Source organism: Ochrobactrum sp. AN78, from assembly GCF_029909885.1.
GTDB lineage: Bacteria > Pseudomonadota > Alphaproteobacteria > Rhizobiales > Rhizobiaceae > Brucella > Brucella quorumnocens.
In genome coordinates, this window is the sequence record NZ_JASAMU010000007.1 from 76,631 (window position 1) to 98,545 (window position 21,915).

Below are 21,915 nucleotides of genomic sequence, written 5' to 3' on the forward strand. Positions count from 1 at the left end.
GGCTTACTCGTGGCTTATGCGCGGATCAATGACCGCGTAGAGGATGTCAACGATCGTATTGATGGTGAGAAACCACAATACAATCACGAGAATTGCCCCCTGAACAACAGGAATGTCACGCATCGAAACACTGTCGATAAGCAACGAACCGAGCCCCGGCCAGGAGAACAGCTTCTCAACCACTACGGCCTGCCCCATCATCGACCCGAACTGCAGGCCGATGGTCGTGATGATCAGCACCAGCGCATTGCGCATGACATGCCACTTCACAAGGCGAAAACTGTTCATGCCTTTCGAACGTGCAGTGCGGATGAAATCGGCACCCATGACTTCAAGCACTGCCGCACGTGTCGTCCGTGCCAGCAATGCAAGTGGTGCAACGCCCAATGTAAGAGCCGGCAGGATGATGTTGCGTATGCCGCCATCTCCATAGCCAAAACTTGGCAGCCACCCGAGCGTCAGAGCGAAGAGGTACATGGCAAGCAAGCCAAGCCAGAACTGCGGCAGCGAGAGGCCGGACACCGCGCTTATCATCGTTACGCTGTCAAGAATGCTTCCGGGCTTGAGCGCCGCCAGAAACCCGAGTGGCACACCGAACAAAATAGCAAAGCCCATGGCAGCAAAGGCTAGTTTAAGCGTCGGCCACATACGTTCCTGAATGAGCGAAACAACCGGCTGCCTTGACCGGTAGGAGGTGCCGAGATCGAATTGTGCCAACTGAACCAAATAGTTGCCAAACCGCACATGAACGGGCTTGTCGAGCCCAAACTCCTGTGTGATTTTTTCAACCATTTTCGGGTCATTCATACCCTTGCCATTGGCAACAAGGCTGGTCGCGATGCTTCCAGGAACAACACTGAAAATGACAAAGATCAGCAGTGATACCGCAATAATTGTCGGTATCATCTGCAAAACGCGGCGCACAATAAAATAGAGCACACGGTCCTCCTTTCGGATCAGCGTGAAACACGCTGGAGCAAAGGGGATCAGTGGCCCGCCCGGAAACGAGCGGGCCGATCCAGATCAGCTTGAATTAGAGCGTATCCCGAAAAATATGAAACGGTTTTCGAAAAGATGCACGCTAAAACAAACGGTTAGTGCACCGATCTGATTCAATCAGATCGAAAAGCGCTCTAACGACCGGACGGAACCGTGTCGTCCACCCAAAGCTTTTCATAGGACTGAACCGCGAGCTCTGCCGAGTTTGGCTGCAAACCATGTAGCCAAGGCTGATGTGCCATGACGGCCTTATTGTAGTTGAAGAACCAGACTGGTGCTTCTTCCTGCAACAGATTGTTGGCTTTCTTCAGAAGCTCGTTTTTCTCTTCTTCGGTTTTAGCCAGTTTTGCTTCATCGACAATCTTATCAAATTCAGCATTAGCGAACTTCTGGTAGTTGCATGCTGATTGCGGTGTCGTCGAATAAAAACACTGCATTGCCGTCAAGGCATCTGGGCCGCTTTCAAGCGACCACATATAAGCCTGGAAATTACCGGCAGGAACCACATCAGCAAGCACTGACGCTTCCACAGGCTTGGCTTTCACCTTGATCCCGACCTTGTCCAGCATCGGAATAATAGCTTGAACAATGGTCAGACCCCAGCTTTCATTCTGTGTTGCGGTCAGCTCAAATTCAAACCCGTCTGGATAACCAGCTTCTGCAAGCAAGGCCTTGGCCTTTTCAGGATCATATGGATATGGCTTCGCATCCTTGTCAAAAGCAGGTGATGAGTTCGGGAGCCAACCAACCGCTCGGTAAGCCTTGTCTTTGACCAGACGCTTTATGATCAGATCGCTATCGATGGCGTAATTGATCGCCTGACGGACGCGCTTATCCTGGAACGGTTTGAAATCCGGGTTAAAGCCAACGGCGCGAGTGTAAACCTCGGCAACCTCGACCATGTTCTTGGAAAGCTCAGGGTCTGCGAGATAAGCGGTGTATTGCGCCGGTCCAAGCACCGCCACGTCGATTTCCTTATTACGGAACGCAACGTCGCGTGCGGAGGCATCCCCCATGATCATGATGTTGATTTTGTCGGCGTAAGGTTTGCCTTTTTCGTAATATTTGTCCCACTTTTCAACTGTCAGACGGGATCCCGGCACATACTGAGCAAACTTGTAAGGTCCTAGACCAATCGGATGCCGCTGGAATTCGTCGCTGTCGCCCTGACCCGCTGGATAGATTGCAGTATTGTTGCGCATGAACTGATAGCCGGGATCAATTGGCTGCTTGAGTGTGATTTCCAGCGTATGATCATCGATCTTCTTCAGGCCGGAAATTTCCTTGGCCTTACCCTGCGTGTATTCTTCCGCTCCCTTGATCTCCGCAATGTACCGCGCGGGTGGGAATGCCTTCTTTGGGTCCATTATCCGGGTATAGCTCCAGATAATATCATCTGCTGTCAGCGGTTTACCGTCATGGAAAAATGCATCCTGACGCAGCTTGTAAGTATAGACGAGCTTATCTTCCGAAACGCTCACATCTGTTGCGAGGCCCAAAACAGGCTTGTTCTGATCCGCATCCCAATCATAAAGCGTGCGATGAATGGCTTTCGCGTAAAATTCGTCCTGTGTCGCTGGCGACGATTGAACATCCAGCGTCGAGAAGCTGTCCCCATAAGGCGCAACAAAATTGATGACGCCTCCAGAACGTGGCTCGTCAGCAGCGTAAGTTGCGGTTCCCGCCATCAATGCAACGGACATCGCTGCAAGCAATGTAAATTTTCTCATAGTTGTCCCCTTTTTTACTTTGTTTTTGTTATCGAATGAACGTTTCAGGCAGATTGGCCAAAGCTTCGCTGCCTGGCCTCCCTACGAACGTTCGAACACCACTTCGCCTTCACGAATGGTGAGCACGCAATGCGTATCGTTGAGAATTTCCGCTGGTTTTGCCGTGAGCATATTGCGCGAAAAGACTGCGATATCAGCCACCTGCCCCGGTATAAGTTTACCCTTCACCTTCTCGAGCTTCTGCGAAAATGCACCATACTCGGTATAGACCTGGAGTGCCTCTTCAATGGAAACGCGCTCACGCGCATCCATGACCGTTCCCTTACCTGTTTCGCGCGTCAGCATCGAATAGATATTAGGGTAAGGGTTGGGATGGCAAACCGGCGCATCGCTGCCTGTTGCTGGTTTGAACCCGAGGTCCTTCCACGTCTTGAGCGGATAGCTCGACAACGCCTTTTCTTCCCCGAGCACTGAAATATAGGCATCGCCAAAGTCGTAGATGAAAACCTGCTGCGGACACGGATAGATGCCGGCCTTTTTCATCCGTTCATGCTGTTCAGGCGTAGAGAAGCCGCAATGCTCGATACGGTGGCGGCGATCAGGATCAGGATGAGCGGCAAGCGCCTTTTCATAGGCTGTGATGAGCTGACCGATGGCGGCATCGCCAATCGCGTGACATGCAAGCTGATAACCTTTTTTATGGGCATCCAGAACAAGCGCTTCCAGTTCTGCATCAGGCAATATCTGTACGCCGATATTGTTATCGTCACCCAGATAAGGCTTGCTCATCCATGCTGTGCGGCCACCTGCCGAACCATCAAGGAATATTTTGACAGCACCAACTGTCAGCATATCGTCGCCAGCGCCAGATACCAGTCCTGCCTCGTAGCATTTTTGTACGATCGACGGCCCAGGATCGCCCAGCAACACCAGCCAAGTGCGTACCGGCAATCGTTTCTGAAGTTTCGCTAAATTGTAAGCGCGAATTTCATCAAAGCCCGCAACCTGTCCGACGGCTGCATCCATAACGCTTGTAATGCCATATGAAAGCAGCAGATTGCCAGCAGCCTCAATGGCCTCGATCATCTCTTCCGTAGTGGCTTTGGGGATCGCTTTTCGAACCGCACCCTGTGCGTTTTCGGCGACCATCCCGGTCAGTACGCCATTTTGCTGTTCGATCAAACCACCATCTGGCACAGGTGATTTTTCATCAATACCCGCCAGTTCAAAAGCTTTCGAATTGAAGATCGAAACGTGTCCGCAGGCACGCACCAGCATGACTGGATGGTTTGGAGCGACAGCATCAAGTTCTGATTTATGAGGATGACGACCTATATCGAGCTTGGTCTGATCATAGCCACGCGCCCTGATCCATGTCCCTGGGGGTACGGAGGCGGCCATATCGCGTATCGCAGCAAGCAGGCTTTCCAATGTGGGCGCAGCCTTCGGCGTCGCATCAAGCCATTTGAGTGTAAGCCCAACTGATATCAGGTGAAGGTGAGAATCATTTAATCCCGGGGTAGCAAAGCGCCCCTTCAGATCGATCAATTGTGTCTTGTCGCCTTTGAGAGACCAGATTTGATCTTTGTTACCAGCGGCAAGTACCTTGCCTTGCCAGATTGCCAGGGCTTCAACCGTGCCCTCTTCGTATCCACACCAGATCGTGCCGTTATAAATAATGGTATCAGCACGCAATTCGGGCATTACAACAGACATTCAGCGATCCCCTCCCTAAGTCACGCCTTCATAGAAGATGATCAGAGTTCCACTGATGGATCAACCGTTCAAGCCTTTGATGTGACAAATTTTGTGGGGGTATTTTATTCAAATCGACGACACCACCGTCGTTTTGTTGAAACTTTTGCAAAGGTAGCTCAACTCAGAAATGGAAAGCTGAATACCTAAAGGCCTTTATTACAACACTCTATAGCCAGCTTTAGCCATGTGTTTTTGCATAGAATGCCTTGACCGCCACTTCTGCGAAGGGCAAAGCAAAGTCGCATTGTGTGGGATCAAAAGTTGAACATTCTGTTTGATAGAGCTGAAGCGAAATTTGCCGATAAGGTAGTGCTGGAGCCGCTTTCGCTCGAGCTCTCGGAACGACGTATCGGCATCATCGGCTTGAATGGTTCAGGAAAGAGCACCTTTTCGCGCATGGTAAATGGGCTTGTTCTTCCGTCGTCAGGCCGCGTCGTGACAAATGGCCACGATACCGCGAGTGATGGGGCGAAGGTTCGCGCTGCTGTTGGCTATATCTTCCAGAACCCCGCCAACCAAATCGTGCTACCGCTGATAAAAGACGATATTGCATTGGGTCTTCAATCGCGTGGGTTCAGCAAGCAGGAAACAGCCGTCGCAGTCTCAAGCGTACTGGACCGTGTCGGAATTACGCATCTGGCAGAACGCAGGGCACATGAGCTATCCGGTGGCGAACTCCAGCTTGCAGCGCTCGCCTCAGTTCTCGTTACATCTCCCGATATTGTCATTATGGACGAGCCAACCAATCAGCTCGATTTGAGAAACAGGAATATCGTCGAGCACACTATTCGTGATCTTCAAGAGAACGTTATCGTGGTCAGCCATGATCTAACCCTGCTTTCAGGCTTCGACCGCGTATTGCTCTTCCATCAAGGCAAGCTGATCGATGACGGCCCAGCTGACGAGACGATTGCCCATTATCTGGCACTCGCGTCATGAACTTTTATGAAGTTCGCGGCGATGGGCCGGTTCATCGAATACCGCCAGCGGTCAAGCTCATTGCCCTTTTCGGGTTAAGTGTCGTTCTGTTTATCCTTAAATCTCCTGCAAATCTCGGAGTTGTAACTTCACTTGTCGTCGCTGGCTCGCTAGTCTCGAGCCGAACCGCTGTTATCCAATGGCTTAAGTCATGGCCGCTTCTCCTGACGATTGGTGTGGTTGTCGTTTGGACCGCCTATGCAGATAGTGTTCAAGCAGCTTCCATTGTTCTGATGCGGCTAGGCTCATTGACCCTCTTCGCCGCCGTGATTACCGCCACTACGTCGATTGGTCAGTTTATTGACACGATAACCAAAGCCGCTCGACCGTTTGAGGCGATCGGCATAGGTAATGCCCGCGATATCGGACTGGCAATCGGGCTGGTGATCCGCTTTGTTCCCGAAGTGAACGCCCGCTACAGATCAGTGGCGGAGGCACATCGCGCACGGGGGCTGAAAATGCGGCTATCCACGGTGATTGTACCAATGGTAATTGGCACCTTACAAAGTGCAGACGAAATTGCGAATGCCATTGATGCCAGGTGCATTCGCAATGAACAGCGCAAACAAAATTAAGCACAGACACGAAAAACGCATAACCGCTTAGACAACAATATGCGGCAACAAGAAGGTGCAAGACGTGCAAACGAGATCTTTGGTTATGATCGCGCTATTTACAGCAATCATCGTGGTGCTAGGTTTGATACCACCGATTATGCTCACCTTCGTTCCTGTCCCTATCCATGCACAGAGCCTGGGTGTCTTGCTCGCTGGTGTCGTACTTGGCGCACGCGGAGGCGCACTTTCGATCTTGTTGCTGATCGCACTCGTTGCAATCGGTCTACCGGTTCTGGCTGGAGGCCGAGGCGGTCCCGGTATTTTCCTAAGCCCAACAGCTGGATATCTCGTTGGTTTCCTGCCAGCTGCATTTGTGACAGGCTGGATTTCCGACAAAGTAGCTCGAGGTACCAATGGTGACTGGAAAACGTTTGCAGGCTTTTTCTTTGCAGCGACAATAGGCGTCCTCATCGACCATCTATTCGGTGTCGCTTGGCTCATCGTCTATGTTGGCTTATCTCCGTTGGCAGCTCTCGTCGGAGACCTAGTGTTCGTGCCTGGTGATCTGCTCAAAGCAGCTATCGCAGCCTATGTGGGTCAATTCATATTCGTGAATTTCGGAAATAGGTTGCGCGAGATTTAAGCCCAGCGCACATGAATCATATGATATCAGTGTCGACAGGAACTGGTCCCCATTTCCCATTGGCTGTGATATTGGTCCAAGCGCCTAAAACGTTGCGTTTGCTGCGCTTTATGGATCGCTGCAATTCACGCCCGATCAGCTTGAATAAAGTTGGACGTTTTTTAGATTTCCCTCTTACTCCAAGAGTGCTTTCAAGGCCCGCTTGTCTGCATATCGCGGGCGAACACTGATAGACAATCATATTGCTAAACGGCCCGTCATCTGGATCAAAAAGAAAATGGTCCAGAGGTGCTGGCGTCTTCTCCATCAGCGGGAGTAGGCGCTGCGCTGCTTTTCGCGAAATGATGTAGCCCGCAGATAGCAAATGTCGCGAAAGCAGGCGCGCAATCGAATACGGTCCTTCTAGCTTTACCGTCCGCGAAATCAGCACCTGCGCTCCATGTGATTCAATTTTCACGATATCCGCATCGTCAGGAATCCAATCAGACGTCGATAACAGCCGGGCTGCTCCTTGGCTCAGCCTGACATCGTCTTCAAAAATAACTGCAAACTCATCCTCTCCAGTAGCGATTCGCTCTAAGCAACGGCGATGCGAAAGAAAACACCCGATCTCAACAGGCGACAAGGGTGCAGGCCATCGCTCACTTAATGAAGCAAGAGATTTACGCTCGACATCAGACAGCTGCCTGCCATCGACAGCAGAAACACGCTCGAACAGTATCCCATGTCTCTCAAACTCCGAGGCCATAAACTCCAGCCTATCCTGACTTCGATCAAGATTTATCAAATAGGATTTCATTGCAGATTCCATGAGTAAAATTCCGCAGTAGGTCGTCGCAATCCGTTAGTCAAACTGTGAGTTGGCGATAATTAATTTATCAAGAATCAATACAAAAAAAGCGACAGTCTGGCGGGACAAAAACTCAGCTGCTAATTCGTTGGCGACGGGAAGAAACCTAAAAAATCCCCGTGTTTTCTAGTACCGTCGTGTTCGGTTCACACAACCGCCACTCCCTGAAGAAAACAAGCGAAACAGAGAACCGTTCCACTCGTTTTTCAGCATAATAAGCTTAGTGTTTTGCGCAGGCCGAGCGAATTGCTACTTGGCCCAGCGGCCTTCATATTTGAACTCTGGAGCTTTTTGAATTTCTTCCTTGGTGGAGTTCATCACAGCAGACCATTTTTTCTCATCATCGAAGTAGGTGATATCTACAGCTTCAGGGCTCACCACAACATACTTCTCGCCCACGCCCAAAAACCCTCCTACGGACACGATATATCCTGCTAGCTGGCCCTCCGAGATAATCAGATCTTTAATTTCGCCGATGTTCGTATTGTCGCCATTCAGGATACAAAGACCAATCAGATTGTAGCTGAGCACATCGGTGGGCTTCGCCGTAACAAATACTTCCGTTTGCGTTTCCTCTGTCATCGTCGCGGTTTGTGCATTGGCAAAGGAAATCATTGCGAGACCAGCAGCGGCAGTTAGAATAATACGACGCATTATTGATTCTCCAGAACGGCATTATGACGTGGTTGTCACCATCAAAATGCGTTCGGTCGAATATTGGTTCCGATAAAACTGCTTACCAGACGACATATGCGTGTTGTTATGAGAACAAGACTCAACTGACCACCTATTAGAAAGAGGGGCCACTCTCTCAAATATACGGGCCGTAACCTTACGTTACTGGAAAGACGATAATTCTATTTAAGTACCACCTAATGCTCCGCTAGATGACACATCCTCCCCTATCAATAACTAAAGATGTTAAATCTATGAGTGATCATTACACATTGCCAGATTTGTCTGGTGTCCTTCCTGTCCGCCCGATCAAAGTAAAAAAGCATGGTTTTGCGGATAAATGGAAACTGCTGTTTCTGGCAATAATCTTCGCGCTCATATCTGTTGTTGTCATCGTTGCGTGGGGACCAGGCTTATACGCTGATTACCTCATCAAGAATGATCCACTGATCATTGAGGATGCTACTATTTTCGACGGAAACTGCCGTACCAAGAAAATGATCACCGAGTGCAAAGCGACCCTCTCCTACCGATATGAAGGTGAAAACAAACTCAAGTCCGTAGAATTTTCCTTCTTCAACCTCTCCAGCAGCGATTATGAAACTGATGTTGTGGTTCAAAAATCGAACCCAAATAATGCAACCCTCACACTTGCGCTGGATGAGTTTTGGAACCGTCTTTCGGTCGGCGTCTTACTTGTTGGCATCATGATTGGCACCTGCATCCTCTTCATCAAGCGTTTTGTTCTGATTGCAAGCTCCATCTCCGCCTCAAAAGCGGCCTCAATGCTGCAACTATGCTGGGCAAAAATTACCTCACGCAACGAGAGCATGGGGCGGGTAAAACTTGGCTACACGCCTTTGGTGACACACCCAAAGAGGAGAACGGTCCTTGCCAGCTTTGCAAAACATGAAGTGCCTTATCTTCATTATGATGAGAAAAGCGATGAGACCTTCGGCCTTGTCGCGGTGCGCGCTGATAATACGTTGCCTGTGCTGATTGACGATCGGTTCGAAAGACTGGATTTACCCCCCTCTGAACGCGCAAGTGTAGAACAAGCGCTTACAAATCGGCTGGCTGGCTGAGAAGTCGGTTGTACGGCGATCTAGCCCCTTGTCGAAACCGTAGCCTGATACATATCCTTATACATCAAATTAGATAGGGAGACTAAAATGGGTGAAGCAGGTGTAGGCTGGATTGCTGCAATCATTATTGGCGGTCTTGCGGGCTGGATTGCATCCAACTTCATGAATAGCAACACTGGCATATTCATGAACATCATTCTGGGTATTATCGGCGCAGCAATTGCCAGCTTTATCTTTGGCTTTCTGGGCATCTCGTTCGGTGGCTGGCTCGGCTATCTGGTGGCCGGTTTCATCGGCGCATGTATCTTGATCTGGGTCGGGCGAGCGATAAGTTAGCGCCGACGTAGCAGTTAAGAAAAGCCCCGCTCAGCGGGGCTTTTCTTTGTTACGAAATTGCGTCCAGGCCTTTTTCAAGGAGAACATCAAGCTGATCGATTTCCGCCTTGGTGAGCTTGATGCCCTCGCTTTCAGATTCAACGCGCGCTTTGAACCGGCGCTGCGAAGGCAGACGTGCGCCCTGACCGACAATTGCTTCGAAGAAGCTTTCCGCGCGGGCAAATGGGTCGCCGGGGCGGCCTTTTGCGAATGCTTCAGGTGAAAATGCTATAATAAGTTCCCCGTGTACTGGCGAAAGCGTTGTAGTGCCGAGGAAGTCAAGCACTTCCGGGCTGGTCAGGTCGCCAATCATGATGGCGGCAAGCAACTCAACCATGGTGCTGATCGCAGAACCCTTATGACCGCCAAATGGCAACATGGCACCACCCAACGCTGTTTCAGGATCGGTGGTCGGATTGCCTTCAGCATCAAGCGCCCAGCCTTCAGGTAGTTGCTTGCCCGCACGGCGATGCAGTTCGATTTCGCCGCGCGCTGCAACGGATGTGGCAAAATCGAAAACGTAAGGCGATGTTTCTTTACGCGGCCAGCCAAATGCGAAAGGATTGGTCCCGAGCAACGGCTTGTTCCCACCAGTTGGTGCTACGGTTGCATAGCTCGGACACATGACTAGTGCGGCCAGTCCTTCGGCTGTCAGCGCTTCGACTTCAGGCCAGAGTGCAGAAAAATGCGTGCAGTCATTGATGACGAGTGCCGCAATGCCATTTTTGCGCGCACGTTCGGCCAGAGCTGGGACACCCATTTCGAAGGCAGGGTTTGCGAAGCCGTAATTTGCGTTCACGCGCACAATACTGGAGGCTTCCTGAGTAACGATTTCAGGAATTGCGTCCGCTTTTACCTTACCGGCCTTGACTGTGCGAAGCGCACCCTCGATACGGTATATGCCGTGAGATTTGCAGTGATCGCGTTCACCCGCAACAATCACACGAGCGACGGCTCCAGCCTGTATAGCGTTGAGACCTGCTTTACGAAAAATCGCTTCTACGCGGTCGTGAAGCGTTGCAATGCTCAGGATAGTGGTCTCGCTCATCATGCGTCTTTCATGGCTATGCCTGACGGGAGGGCCCACAGGCAATTGATATCTGCGCACATAATGTATACAAACATTAGGCAAGTGCAATCTAGATGCGGTGGGATACTGGCTTAATTGCACGCCGATTTCTACAGGAGGATGAACGAATGGCATTCACGCCCAAAGGAAAACACCTTGTTGCTGGCGAATGGCTCGACGGAGCCGGCACATTTCAGTCTGTACCAGCAAGTGGGCCTGCCCATTCTTTCGCAGTTGGAACTGTTGATCTGGTGAACCGCGCTTGTGAAGCTGCGGAAGATGCTTTCTGGACTTATGGCTATTCGACTCGCGCCGAACGTGCAGCATTCCTGCGCGCAATCGCTGACGAAATTGAAGCACGCATTGCCGATATCGTCGTCATCGGATCGCAAGAAACCGGCCTGCCGGAAGCACGCCTTCAGGGCGAAACTGGGCGCACGACTGGTCAGCTTCGTCTGTTCGCTGATCATATCGAAAAAGGCGATTACCTTGATCGTCGTTTTGATGCAGCGCTTCCTGATCGTCAGCCTGCTCCGCGCCCTGAGATTCGCCTTGTTCAACGTCCAATCGGACCTGTAGCCGTTTTCGGTGCCTCCAACTTTCCGATGGCATTTTCGACAGCAGGTGGCGACACCGCAGCGGCCCTTGCAGCCGGTTGCCCAGTTGTCGTGAAAGGCCACTCCGCTCATCCAGGCACGGGCGAAATCGTAGCTCAGGCCGTTGAAGCTGCAATCGCCAAGACCGGGGTTCATCCGGGTGTGTTCTCGCTCATTCAGGGCGGTCGTCGCAATGTTGGTCATGCGCTTGTGCAGCATCCAAACATCAAGGCTGTAGGCTTTACAGGTTCTCTCGGTGGTGGCCGTGCATTGTTTGATCTTTGCGCAGCGCGTCCGGAACCAATTCCGTTCTTCGGTGAGCTTGGTTCGGTTAATCCGATGTTCCTGTTGCCAGAGGCAATGAAGGTACGTGCCGAAACGCTCGGACAGGGCTGGGCCGGTTCGCTGACCATGGGCGCAGGCCAGTTCTGCACTAATCCGGGCATTGCCGTTGTTCTCGACGGTGCTGACGCTGATCGCTTTACGGAAGCGACTGTTGAAGGCCTCAAGAAGGTTGGTCCGCAGACTATGCTGACCGATGGTATCGCACAGGCGTATCACGACGGTAAGGAGCGTTTTGATACGCGCAATGCCGTTAAGCCTCTTTACGAAACCGAGTCATCGGGTCGCCAGGCTTCACCAAATCTGTTTGAAACGACTGGCGAACGCTTCTTGTCTGATCATGCACTGGGTGAAGAAGTGTTCGGTCCTCTCGGTCTGGTCATTCGTGTTGGTTCTGTTGACGAAATGGAAAAGCTCGCTCGCGGCTTTGAAGGTCAGCTGACGACCACTATTCATATGGATGCTGGCGACCTCGACGACGCACGCCGTCTTCTTCCAGTGTTGGAACGCAAGGCAGGCCGTGTGCTGGTGAATGGCTTCCCAACCGGCGTAGAAGTTGTTGATTCAATGGTTCATGGTGGACCGTATCCGGCATCGACAAACTTTGGCGCGACAAGCGTGGGCACCATGTCCATTCGTCGCTTCCTGCGGCCTGTTTCTTACCAGAACTTCCCGAAAGGTCTGCTGCCGGAAGATTTTGAATAGTCTTTCTTGCAGATGAAAACAGAAAGCCCCTCCATCGGAGGGGTTTTTTATATTATTCGTAAAGTGCTGCAGCTAATTTTCGGATTGCTTCCGCAGTCCTTGGGCCAAATCCCAGCATGTAAGGTCCTTCCAGAACGATCAGCGCCTTATATTTGGCGGCGGGAGTTCCCTGTAGGGCTTTTACAGAGAAAACCTCTTCGCGGGTTGGTCCGCCGTTGCCATCAGATAACATCAGCACGACATCGGGCTCAGCTTTGACCAGCCATTCTTCGGATACGGGCTTATAGCCTGAATAAACCGACAGAGGATTGATCCCGCCGGCATAGCGGATGAATGCATCGGCTGCCGTGTCGCTTCCGGCACCGCTCAGACGCGCCAGCCCGTGGAAAAATACCACCTTCTTTTGTTTATCCGCTGATATCTTGCTGGCAAAGGCTGTTGCCACATCGAAGTCTTCTACGACTTTCTGCGTTAGGGCGCGGCCTTGCTTCTCGAGATCAAGCCTCTTTGCGATGAGCTCAATCTTTTTGATCAGACCCGCACGGCTGTTATCGACCGGCACATAGAGAATTTCGATTACCGACTGGTTGAGTACATCAGTCGTTTCCGGTGGGCCGATATCTTCAGACGCAATGATCAGGTCTGTATTAAGCGTAAGTATGCCTTCAGGAGATAGGCTTCGACGATAGCCGACATTGGCCTTGTTGGCGGTTTCGGCAGGATATTTGCTGCTCCGATCAACCGCGATAACCTTATCGCCCGCACCAAGCGCGAATATGATTTCAGTGACGTCAGGGCCAAGCGAGACAATGCGTTGTGCATTTCTGCTCTCCGCAAAGGCTGCCGATTGAGCTGTAAGCTGGAGACCAATAAATAGCATCAGTGCGAGCACGGTTTTTTCGATGCTGCGAAGAGGGTAGACCCCGATAGCGTTTGAGAAATACACGGTTGCTTGATCCATTCGATGGCATGAACTGATCAAGAAGGCCTAATTAATATGAGTATAATAATCAAGTTAATTCAGATGCCTTATCGGAGCACCTGAATTTCTAGCTTATGGTCGCTTTTGACTTGCGAGGGGAATATTTCTTCACAAGACGGAAACTCTGTTTTGTTGTTGGGCGACCGTTGGAGTCCACCAACGCTGATAGCGCGCGTGCGTAATCAAGTACAAGTCCCGGCGTCCACGCCATAGATTCTGCGCGCTTGCGCATAAGGCCTGCAGCCCAAAGCTCAGGGAATACGATAGCCTGAAGTGCCTTGAAGACAGGCCATCTGTGTTCGCGATAAACGCCTTCAAGTGCTGCATCCAATGCATCGGCGACGGCACTTGAACAGTTCCTGTTGGTCAGGTTGTAAGTGTCGTTTGCACGATAATGCTTCCAGAATGTTTTGAGGCGTGCTGCATCAATATTGTTGATTTCGACTTGCACCGTGGATGGACACCATTCGCCAGACTCGACCTCATAACTCGGCAAAAAACGACCAGCAACATTGTTGTCGGCTGTGGCACGCAAGGTGCGACTAAATTCATCTGGGTTGCGGTCGATTTCGGCTGCGGGGTAATGACTGATATAAATATCGGGAGCCATTTCCAGCGCCGCATGTCCTGTCGAGATAACTCCATTGCTGTCAACCGCCGCAATATAGCGATTGATCGCTCTTTGCCGGAGCGAAGTCATCGCTGTGCCGGTGGGCGTCCAGACATGAACGATAAGCTTTTTGCGGTTTCTGGCACTTCGCTTTCGATAGAGTTTTGCCGCGCGTTGGTTGAAGGGATTTCTGCTGAGAATACTCGTCAGAGAGGCATCTGCTCCCAACCGCTTTATTCGAAACGCTATGCTGAGCAGGCCAACGCCAGTTAGAATGAGAACAGCACCGACATTTGTACCGACTGTCCCCTCATACCATGTGGGCCAAGGCTGCAGTGTCGCGATTGCGAGCAAGACTTCGACGATGCCGCCAACCATACCGACTTTCCAGCGGGGATATCGCACCACCCAGGCGCTGCCGATGCGTACAATGCCGTCGATGAGGAAACATAGGCCGAACAGGACAGCAAGCGCGAAGTTGCTCGCAGGTGTCGAACTGATGATCAGAATACTTACGCCAAGAAGCGCCACGCCTTGTACGATGCGCATTCTGCGCGCCGTGCCATAGCTCGCGATGGCTGCAAAGAGGCACAATGCGGCTTCAGGCAAGAGGAAATAACCAAAAACACGAGCGGGTAAGACGGTTTTTCCGTCAAGTGCATCGATAACGATCAGTGCGCCACCGATAATCCAGAGCGCAGAGATTACCAGCAAGGTTCTCCAGTGCCGCTGAATAATTTCGCGGCCCAGCAGTAGAAACAGTATTCGTATCACCCCACCACTCCGCAAACTTTCAACGCATCTGTTAATAGCCGCAAAGAGGGCAGCGTTTCAATGTAAAAGGATTTTAAATTAGCGATATCGCCATGATGCTCGGATCAATTGATTGGTCTTTAAAAGAGAAAGGCCCTCCAAACGGAGGGCCTTTTAATTTATAGCTAAGTTAAGCCTTGTACTTCTGCACTGCGCCTGGGAGCTTGCTCCATTCGGCATACCAGCTATTGAAAAGTTTGAACTGCGCTTCGACATAACCGCGCTGGCTATCAGAAAGAGCGTCGGTCTCATTGAAGTGCAGCGCATACTCCTTATCGCCCTTCAAAACCATCATATGCTTGAAATAGAGCACCAGATCTGGACCTTCATCGAAGGACGAAAGTACAGCGAGTGCCTGTTCGAGTTCAAGCGCACGCTGGCGCGCATCGGCGTCGCCTGCAGCTGCGGCCTGCGAAAGCTTGCAGAGCTGGATGACTTCCTTCGGCAGAACGTTGCCGATGCCAGTAATCGCACCGGTTGCTCCACAGTTTACAAAGCCGTGGACTACAGCCGTATCAACACCGATCATCAGCGTGACTTCATCGTCGCGGCTGGTGATGTTTTCAGCCGCATAACGCATATCTGCCGGACCGCCGAATTCCTTGAAACCAACGAGATTGGAATGTTCTGCACGCAGCGCAAAAAACAGATCTGCGCGGGTTGCGAAGCCATAATATGGGCTGTTGTAGATAACAGCAGGAAGATCGGGAGCAGCAGATAAAATGGCTTTGAAATGAGCCTTCTGTGCTGCAATCACCGAACCACGCGACAGAACGCGCGGAATGACCATCAAGCCCTTTGCCCCCACCTTCTGTGCATGCGCAGCGTGAGCAGCAGCAACGGCAGTATTCACTGCCCCTGTTCCCACGATAACTGGAATACCAGCCGCGGTCAGACGCGCCACGCCTTCCATGCGCTGTTCATCGGTCAGCAGAGGCCAATCGCCCATCGAACCGCAATAAACGACAGCCGACATGCCAGCAGCGATCAGTTCTTTGCCCTTGCGCACCAGCGCATCGAAATCGGGCGTGCGATCGTCATTGCATGGGGTCATCAGAGCCGGGATCACGCCGGAGAAAATATTGGCAGCCATCTAAAACTCCTCTCAGAGCATTTCCAGTAAAACTGCAGAGCAGCTTTGCGAAGGACAATGCAACAAAACAAAAAACAGCGCGGTTGAAACTGTCGTGGCGTATTGCCTCGTATCAGCTCTCTATAACTGATATATCAGTCTGTATTTTATTTGTCGACAGAAATTAGACAGGCCTACAAACTTATTTCCAAACGGTCGTCACGCATCACCAGTTTTTGTACCTGCCGCACAATCTGCTCTGCATGTTCATGCGCCAATTGCTCGGCCAATTTCATGTCGCGCGCAGCAATTGCTGCGATCATTTCGTCGTGCTCTTCGACAAAACATCTGGGCAGGCGATCATTATAGGACTGGTAGTAAAGCCGCAGAATGCGACGCCCCTCATCAAGAAGACGCTTGAAGAGCGTGGTGAAATAGGGATTGCGGCCTGCTTCCGCGATAGCGAGATGCAATGCCGCATTGGTGGCGATCATGCCAAGCGCATCCTGTGCTTCAACCGCTACTGCGAACTCTTTCTGATGCGCGGCAATGATCTCCAGATCTTCCGGTCGATGATTCTTGGCCGCAAGTTGGGTCGTCACGCGATACATCAGCGTCAGCGCGTCGAAATACGTATGCATGTTGAGGAAGTCGATATTCGACACCATCGTTGAGCGATTGGGCAATGTATCAATAAGCCCCTCACCTGCCAGCCTTACCAAAGCCTCGCGGATCGGTGTACGAGACATTTTGAACCGTTCGGCAAGCTGTACTTCATCGATCGGGCTGCCGGGCGGCAGCACCAGATCGAGAATCTCATCACGCAGCAGATCATAGACCAATTTAACGCCTGAACCGCGCTTGCGCTCATTCGTAAGAGTAGTTTCACTGTCCGTCATCAGCCTATCCTTCTGTCGGAAATTACACGAAAGGCTCAGTTGGCCCTTTTGCAGGTTGCGTAAACCAATCAGGACCTTGAGCCGTCATGTAAATATGGTCTTCAAGACGGACACCAAACTGCCCCGGCACGACGATCATCGGCTCATTGGAAAAGCACATGCCTGGCGCGAGCGGCAAGTGATTGCCACGAACGATGTAAGGTGCCTCGTGGATTTCCAGACCCAGACCATGGCCCGCGCGATGCGGCAGACCAGGCAGTTGATAGTCTGGTCCGAGACCATGCTTCATCATGACCGCGCGGGCGGCGTCATCAAGGCTTGAACAGGCAGCACCGATTTTTGCTGCATCAAACACAGCCTGTTGCGCCTGCCGCTCAATCGTCCAGATACGTTCAAATTCAGCTGTTGGTTCATCCAGCATATAGGTGCGGGTCAAATCGGAATGGTAGCCATCGATCCGGCAGCCTGTATCAACAAGAATGACATCGCCGTTGTTATAATACTGCTCGCCATCTGCGCCGTGCGGCAGCGACGTTGCTTCACCAAACGATACAATGCAGAATGTCGAGCCTCGGCCTGCGCCCAGTTCACGATGCTGCTCATCAATAAAGCGCACAACATCAGATGCAGCAATGCCCGGACGGATGAATTGATGTGCACGGCGATGCACTTCAAGTGTCAGCCCCATGGCATATTTGATAATGTTGATTTCGGCTTGCGATTTGGCTATGCGCTGTTCGCGAATGATCGGGCCAGCGTCAACCAGGCGATCTGCATCGATCTCTCTGCGCAAGGCATTATAGACGAAGAGCGGCACTGCATCGTCCACGGCAAGTGTTTCACCGGCGCACAGCAGCGTGGCGACAAGTGCGGCGCTGTTCTCTTCTTCCTGCCAGGTGCGGATTTCACCCGGCAAATGAGGAAGGCTTGCTACGCGGCTCTGCTCAAAACCCGGTACGATATAGACGATTTCGTTTTGCGTAATGACGGCACCCAGCAGGCGTTCGCTCGAATGCCAGACAAGACCAGTGTAATAAAGCAGGCTCTCGGTCGACCCAAGCAACAAAGCGTCAATCTTTTTTTCGCTCAGATTACGGCGCAAGACATTGATACGCTGCAGCCGCTCTTCATTGGAAATGCGTGGCGGTTGGGTAGTGAGAGACATTGCTTAATCCTTTCAGCCTCTGCCACAGACTCTGTGGCACACCGAAAGAATAAAACTCTGTACGCAATTTGTCGACAGGGTCAGACTTTTACCAAACCCGTCTGTTTCAGGAGCCCCATCAAGAGCAATGGCAGCAGTGTTGTCAGCAGAATCGCAATAAATGCCATCGCCATACCAAGACCAACTGAGCCCTGCTCAAACTGCCGCCATATGAAAATCGATATGGTCTGCATACCAACAGGCGCAACAAGAATTGATGCGACCAACTCGCGTGTCGCAACAGCAAATACCAGCAACATCGCTGTGATCAGGCTTGGCGCAATCAGCGGTAGCATGATGCGACGGAAAGTCGTGAAACTGCTTGCACCGCATACGCGTGCCGCAGCTTCGAGATTATCGCCGATCTGATGAAATGCGGCTGTTGCATAGCGTATTGGCTGCGGCAGAAGAATGCAGCAATAAGCAAGCAGCAGAATAAGCGGCGTATTATAAGGCGAGATCAGCAGCGATGGCTGGTTCCATGCGAGGATAAGGCCAACAGCAACCACAACACCCGGCAGCGAATTGGGCAAAACAGTAAGCACATCAAGCCAAAAGCGTCCGCGGAAGCGCATTTTTACCACCGCATAGGCGGCAACAGCACCAAGAAAACCAGTCAGCAAAGCACTTACCACGCCCAGCGACAGGCTATTGAACAAAGCGCGCATGGCTCCCGCGCTGTTATCTGCGATATCAGCAAAATTGTCGAAACCAAGATTTGATGGTGTCAGACCACCAGAAATGGTCTTTGACAGTGCGGTCGCAAGAATTGCAAGAAGCGGCACACCTGTTGCTGCGAAAGCTATCACAGCAAACAAGATCACGACCGGGATTTTGAGCGTACCAAGTTCGCGCTTGTCTTTGTTCTGAGGTTTTCCACCGGTCGTAACATAAGACCTGCGCGTCAAAATCCAGCGCTGAAACATGAACGCTGCAAGCGAAAGGCAGACCAAAGCCAACGAAAAGACCGCAGCTCCCGAAAGGTCAATCGGCCAATCGGAGATTCTAAGATCGATTTCCGTAACCAGAACTTCAAAGCCAGAACGGCTACCGAGTGCCGCCGGGGTTCCGTATTCCTCAATGGCTGAAGCAAAAACGAGCAACAGGCTTGCCGCTAGCCCCGGTGTTGCCAGTGGCAACGTGATTCGGAAGAACGAGCGCCAGGGCGACGCACCGAAAACACGCCCTACATCCGAATAGCGCGCGCCGACCGCTTCAATAGTGCGGGACACAGCGAAATAGACCAGCGGGAATGTGTTGAGCGCCATGACGAATGTCATGCCCGCAAGCGAAAACAGGAATGGTGCAAGGTTGAAGCCTGCGAGCTGTTCGAGATAACCCCGTGGCTGCAATGTCATGATCCAGCCAAGCGTCGCGATATAGGGCGGGATCATGAAAGGCACCAGCATCAACACATCCCAGACCAGCGCGAACGGCACCTTATAAAGCGCTCGGAACACCGCTAGAGGCACAGCGATCAGCGCAGACAAAGCGACGACGCAAACGCCGAGCAACACAGTGTTCCCAGTCATGCGTAAGAGTTTTGGATCTTCAAAAAGTGCCGGCAGATGCACAAACGGTGCGGTCAGCACACCCTGGCCGATCTGCGGGAAAATTGCCTGCAGAACAATGAAAATAAATGGAACTGCAACGACAATCGCGAGTCCGATGACAGCCACAAAGCCCAGGGGATTTGCAGCATTAGCGGTCTTTGCACTCATGATTGCCTCTGTGGTCGTCGAGCAACGACCGCAATATAGCCGCCAGCTCATAATCTATTGAATAGAATAAGTAAGCGGCTCTCCCTGACAATCAGGAAGAGCCGCAATCTGATTATTTCTTCGCGCCAAAGACCGCGTTGAATTCTTTCAGTGTTTCATTGCGCTTGCCGTAAACAGCTGCGGCGTCGATCTTCAAAATCTTCAGATCGTTAATCAGCGGGCGGTTTGCAGCAACGTCAGAACGCGCAGGCATCAGATAGGTGTCAGCCACCATCTTCTGACCTTCATCCGACAGCATGTAGTCGACGAACTGCTTGGCTTCGTCCTGGTTCTTCGACCACTTGAGGATCATGGCCGGGCGCGGTGCGATAACAGTGCCAGATGCCGGGAAGATGACATCGATGGCTTCGCCCTTTGCCTTGCCTGCGAGCGAGATGTAATCGACTGCACCAAATACTGCGGCCTTAGCACCCTGAAGCACAGGATTCAATGCTTCGGCATTGGCACCAGCAGCAGTTGCGCCGTTTTCATGCAGATGTTTGAACAGATCCCAGCCCTGCGTCTCTGCAAGCGCTGCAACAAGCTCAAATGTTGCTCCTGACTGCGATGGATCAGGCAAATTGACCAGATCCTTGTATTCCGGCTTGGCCAAATCGGCCCACTCGGTTGGCTTCGGGGTCTTGTTGTTCGGGTTCCATGCGATGCCTAAAGCCGAAACGCCCTGTGCAACAGCGGTTTCATTCTTCAAGAAGTCAGGAACCTTTTCGGCGTTCGGGCTTGTGTAAGCCACGAGCCAGTCGCGCTTTGCAAAGTCGGTTGCGGTATCCCATGAAGCCGAAATCAGCACATCTACGACAGGATTGGCAGCTTCGGCTTCAATACGCGCCATAACCTTGCCAGTCGTTGCCTGAAAGACATTGACTTTCGTGCCGGTCTTGGCGGTAAAGCCTGCAGCAAGGCCTTCGATCAACTTGCCCGGACCTGCCGAATAAACGGTGATGTCAGCAAAAGCTGCAGTGCTGGTCAGCAGTACTGCTGCGAATGCCATTGTGGCACCGATAAGGGACTTCTTCATAAATCTCTCCTGAGATGCAGTGACGTGAAGTGATTGTTACGAGAACCAGCGCAGCTGATCTGTATCGATGGCAATGCCAACCGGCATACCAGGCGAAAGCTTGCTATGATCGAGATAGGTCAGCTCATGGCCAACATGCTGTGCCCCAATGCGAACTGTCGTCAGGTGACCGTCCCCACGAAAATGGGTCCGCAAGACCGTTGCCGGAATTGCCGCCTCATCGATCGCAACACTTCGCACCGAACGAGACGGCAGAAGGACGTGCGTTGCATCGGCAGGCATGGCAGCGTGGCTCAGCCGGACTTCGGTTTGCGAAATGCGGTAGAAGCTATCTTCGCGTTCTACTGGCATAACACAGCCAAGACGCAAGAAATCCGCTACTGCCGGTGTTGTGGGATGTGAGACGAGCAGTTCGGGCGCCGCAAGCTGTTCGATAACCCCTGCCCGCATGATAGCCACCTGATGGGCGAGCGAGAATGCCTCGCTCTGATCATGTGTTACATAGATTGCTGTCAGACCGAGATTTGCGACAAGCTGCCCAATCTCACTAACCATGTTTTCTCGCAGCTCACGATCAAGATTGGATAGCGGTTCATCGAAAAGCACCAGACCCGGTTCGGCAACGATAGCACGCGCAATGGCGACACGCTGCTGCTGTCCCCCGGACATATCGCTGATGGAGCGATCCCCGAAACCTGTAAGACCAACGCGATCAAGCGCCGATTTAACCCGCTTTTCGCGTTCCGCACGTCCGATGCCACGCATCTCCAACGGAAACGAAACATTTCCATAGACCGACATATGCGGCCAAAGCGCATAATCCTGAAATACCATGCCAAGGTGACGCTTTTCCGGCGGCGCAAATGTGCCACTCGTCGCATCAGCTACTTTTATACCGTTGATCGTTATGGAGCCCTTGGTTGGGACAAGCAGCCCTGCTACCAGCCTGAGAAGCGTTGTCTTTCCACATCCTGAAGGCCCAAGCAACGCAAGCGTCTGCCCCTTTTGCAGAGTCAAATCGATGCTCTTGAGGATCGTGCTGCTGCCATAGGCGAGACTTAACCCTTCAGCCCTAACGGCAATGTCTACGTGTATTTTAGTTTCATGTAACATAAGCGCGCAATCTGTATGGTTTGCGCGCTTTTATTCCGGGTGCGTGACAAGGGGATGACACAAC

At 51.8% G+C, this 21,915-nt stretch carries 20 protein-coding genes; 6 read left to right on the forward strand and 14 right to left on the reverse strand.

All coding sequences use genetic code 11. From position 1 onward, the window contains the following. Positions 1-3: 3 nt before the first annotated feature. The 3 genes from QBD00_RS14540 to QBD00_RS14550 form a co-directional block, all read right to left on the reverse strand. Complete coding sequence (locus QBD00_RS14540) at positions 4-939, reverse strand: ABC transporter permease (RefSeq protein WP_318579846.1); 936 nt, start codon at positions 937-939, stop codon at positions 4-6. Positions 940-1,133: 194 nt separating this feature from the next. After that, positions 1,134-2,729 carry an ABC transporter substrate-binding protein gene (locus QBD00_RS14545; protein WP_318579847.1) on the reverse strand — a complete coding sequence of 532 codons (1,596 nt, stop codon included), beginning with the start codon at positions 2,727-2,729 and terminating at the stop codon, positions 1,134-1,136. Between the two features lie 81 nt (positions 2,730-2,810). Further along, the gene (locus tag QBD00_RS14550; RefSeq protein WP_412535034.1) at positions 2,811-4,433 is read right to left on the reverse strand and encodes an amidohydrolase; all 1,623 of its coding nucleotides are present in this window, start codon (positions 4,431-4,433) and stop codon (positions 2,811-2,813) included. Positions 4,434-4,748: 315 nt separating this feature from the next. On the opposite strand from QBD00_RS14550, the gene QBD00_RS14555 reads away from it, so the two are divergent. From QBD00_RS14555 to QBD00_RS14565, 3 genes are all read left to right on the forward strand, one after another. Then, entirely contained in the window at positions 4,749-5,426 is a 678-nt protein-coding gene (locus tag QBD00_RS14555; RefSeq protein ID WP_318579849.1) for an ABC transporter ATP-binding protein, read from the forward strand. Further along, on the forward strand, positions 5,423-6,040 hold the full coding sequence (locus QBD00_RS14560; protein WP_318579850.1) for an energy-coupling factor transporter transmembrane component T: 618 nt from the start codon (positions 5,423-5,425) through the stop codon (positions 6,038-6,040). The genes QBD00_RS14555 and QBD00_RS14560 overlap by 4 nt, the downstream gene beginning before the upstream one ends. A gap of 64 nt (positions 6,041-6,104) precedes the next feature. Then, a complete protein-coding gene (locus tag QBD00_RS14565) occupies positions 6,105-6,665 on the forward strand; it encodes a biotin transporter BioY (RefSeq protein ID WP_318579851.1) in 561 nt (186 codons plus the stop codon). A gap of 16 nt (positions 6,666-6,681) precedes the next feature. On the opposite strand, the gene QBD00_RS14570 is transcribed toward QBD00_RS14565, so the two are convergent. Both QBD00_RS14570 and QBD00_RS14575 read right to left on the reverse strand, forming a co-directional pair. Next, positions 6,682-7,464, reverse strand: a complete 783-nt coding sequence (locus QBD00_RS14570) for a glycosyltransferase family 25 protein (RefSeq protein WP_318579852.1) — start codon at positions 7,462-7,464, stop codon at positions 6,682-6,684. 300 nt (positions 7,465-7,764) lie between these two features. Further along, positions 7,765-8,169, reverse strand: a complete 405-nt coding sequence (locus QBD00_RS14575) for a PRC-barrel domain-containing protein (RefSeq protein ID WP_318579853.1) — start codon at positions 8,167-8,169, stop codon at positions 7,765-7,767. 275 nt (positions 8,170-8,444) lie between these two features. On the opposite strand from QBD00_RS14575, the gene QBD00_RS14580 reads away from it, so the two are divergent. Together QBD00_RS14580 and QBD00_RS14585 are read left to right on the forward strand one after the other, a co-directional pair. After that, complete coding sequence (locus tag QBD00_RS14580) at positions 8,445-9,275, forward strand: hypothetical protein (protein ID WP_318579854.1); 831 nt, start codon at positions 8,445-8,447, stop codon at positions 9,273-9,275. Positions 9,276-9,362: 87 nt separating this feature from the next. Next, a complete protein-coding gene (locus QBD00_RS14585) occupies positions 9,363-9,611 on the forward strand; it encodes a GlsB/YeaQ/YmgE family stress response membrane protein (protein WP_095444706.1) in 249 nt (82 codons plus the stop codon). Between the two features lie 49 nt (positions 9,612-9,660). Here QBD00_RS14585 and QBD00_RS14590 read toward each other — a convergent pair whose 3' ends face one another. Then, complete coding sequence (locus QBD00_RS14590; RefSeq protein ID WP_264231532.1) at positions 9,661-10,698, reverse strand: Ldh family oxidoreductase; 1,038 nt, start codon at positions 10,696-10,698, stop codon at positions 9,661-9,663. Between the two features lie 149 nt (positions 10,699-10,847). Here QBD00_RS14590 and QBD00_RS14595 point away from each other — a divergent pair, with 149 nt between their 5' ends. Further along, positions 10,848-12,362 (forward strand): aldehyde dehydrogenase (NADP(+)), encoded by a 1,515-nt coding sequence (locus QBD00_RS14595; protein WP_318579855.1) that lies wholly within the window; start codon positions 10,848-10,850, stop codon positions 12,360-12,362. A 52-nt stretch (positions 12,363-12,414) separates the two neighbouring features. Here the strand turns inward: QBD00_RS14595 and QBD00_RS14600 are convergent, their stop codons facing one another. The 8 genes from QBD00_RS14600 to QBD00_RS14635 form a co-directional block, all read right to left on the reverse strand. After that, a complete protein-coding gene (locus QBD00_RS14600; protein ID WP_318579856.1) occupies positions 12,415-13,308 on the reverse strand; it encodes a heme/hemin ABC transporter substrate-binding protein in 894 nt (297 codons plus the stop codon). Between the two features lie 103 nt (positions 13,309-13,411). After that, a complete protein-coding gene (locus QBD00_RS14605) occupies positions 13,412-14,728 on the reverse strand; it encodes a protease (RefSeq protein WP_318579857.1) in 1,317 nt (438 codons plus the stop codon). Positions 14,729-14,897: 169 nt separating this feature from the next. Further along, on the reverse strand, positions 14,898-15,860 hold the full coding sequence (locus QBD00_RS14610) for a dihydrodipicolinate synthase family protein (protein WP_318579858.1): 963 nt from the start codon (positions 15,858-15,860) through the stop codon (positions 14,898-14,900). Positions 15,861-16,033: 173 nt separating this feature from the next. Continuing rightward, on the reverse strand, positions 16,034-16,738 hold the full coding sequence (locus QBD00_RS14615) for a GntR family transcriptional regulator (RefSeq protein ID WP_318579859.1): 705 nt from the start codon (positions 16,736-16,738) through the stop codon (positions 16,034-16,036). Between the two features lie 22 nt (positions 16,739-16,760). After that, on the reverse strand, positions 16,761-17,903 hold the full coding sequence (locus tag QBD00_RS14620; protein ID WP_318579860.1) for a Xaa-Pro peptidase family protein: 1,143 nt from the start codon (positions 17,901-17,903) through the stop codon (positions 16,761-16,763). A gap of 80 nt (positions 17,904-17,983) precedes the next feature. Continuing rightward, the gene (locus tag QBD00_RS14625; protein WP_318579861.1) at positions 17,984-19,663 is read right to left on the reverse strand and encodes an iron ABC transporter permease; all 1,680 of its coding nucleotides are present in this window, start codon (positions 19,661-19,663) and stop codon (positions 17,984-17,986) included. A gap of 112 nt (positions 19,664-19,775) precedes the next feature. Beyond that, positions 19,776-20,738, reverse strand: a complete 963-nt coding sequence (locus QBD00_RS14630) for an ABC transporter substrate-binding protein (RefSeq protein WP_318579862.1) — start codon at positions 20,736-20,738, stop codon at positions 19,776-19,778. 36 nt (positions 20,739-20,774) lie between these two features. Further along, positions 20,775-21,851, reverse strand: coding sequence for an ABC transporter ATP-binding protein (locus QBD00_RS14635; RefSeq protein ID WP_318579863.1), 1,077 nt, complete (start codon positions 21,849-21,851; stop codon positions 20,775-20,777). Positions 21,852-21,915 lie beyond the last annotated feature (64 nt).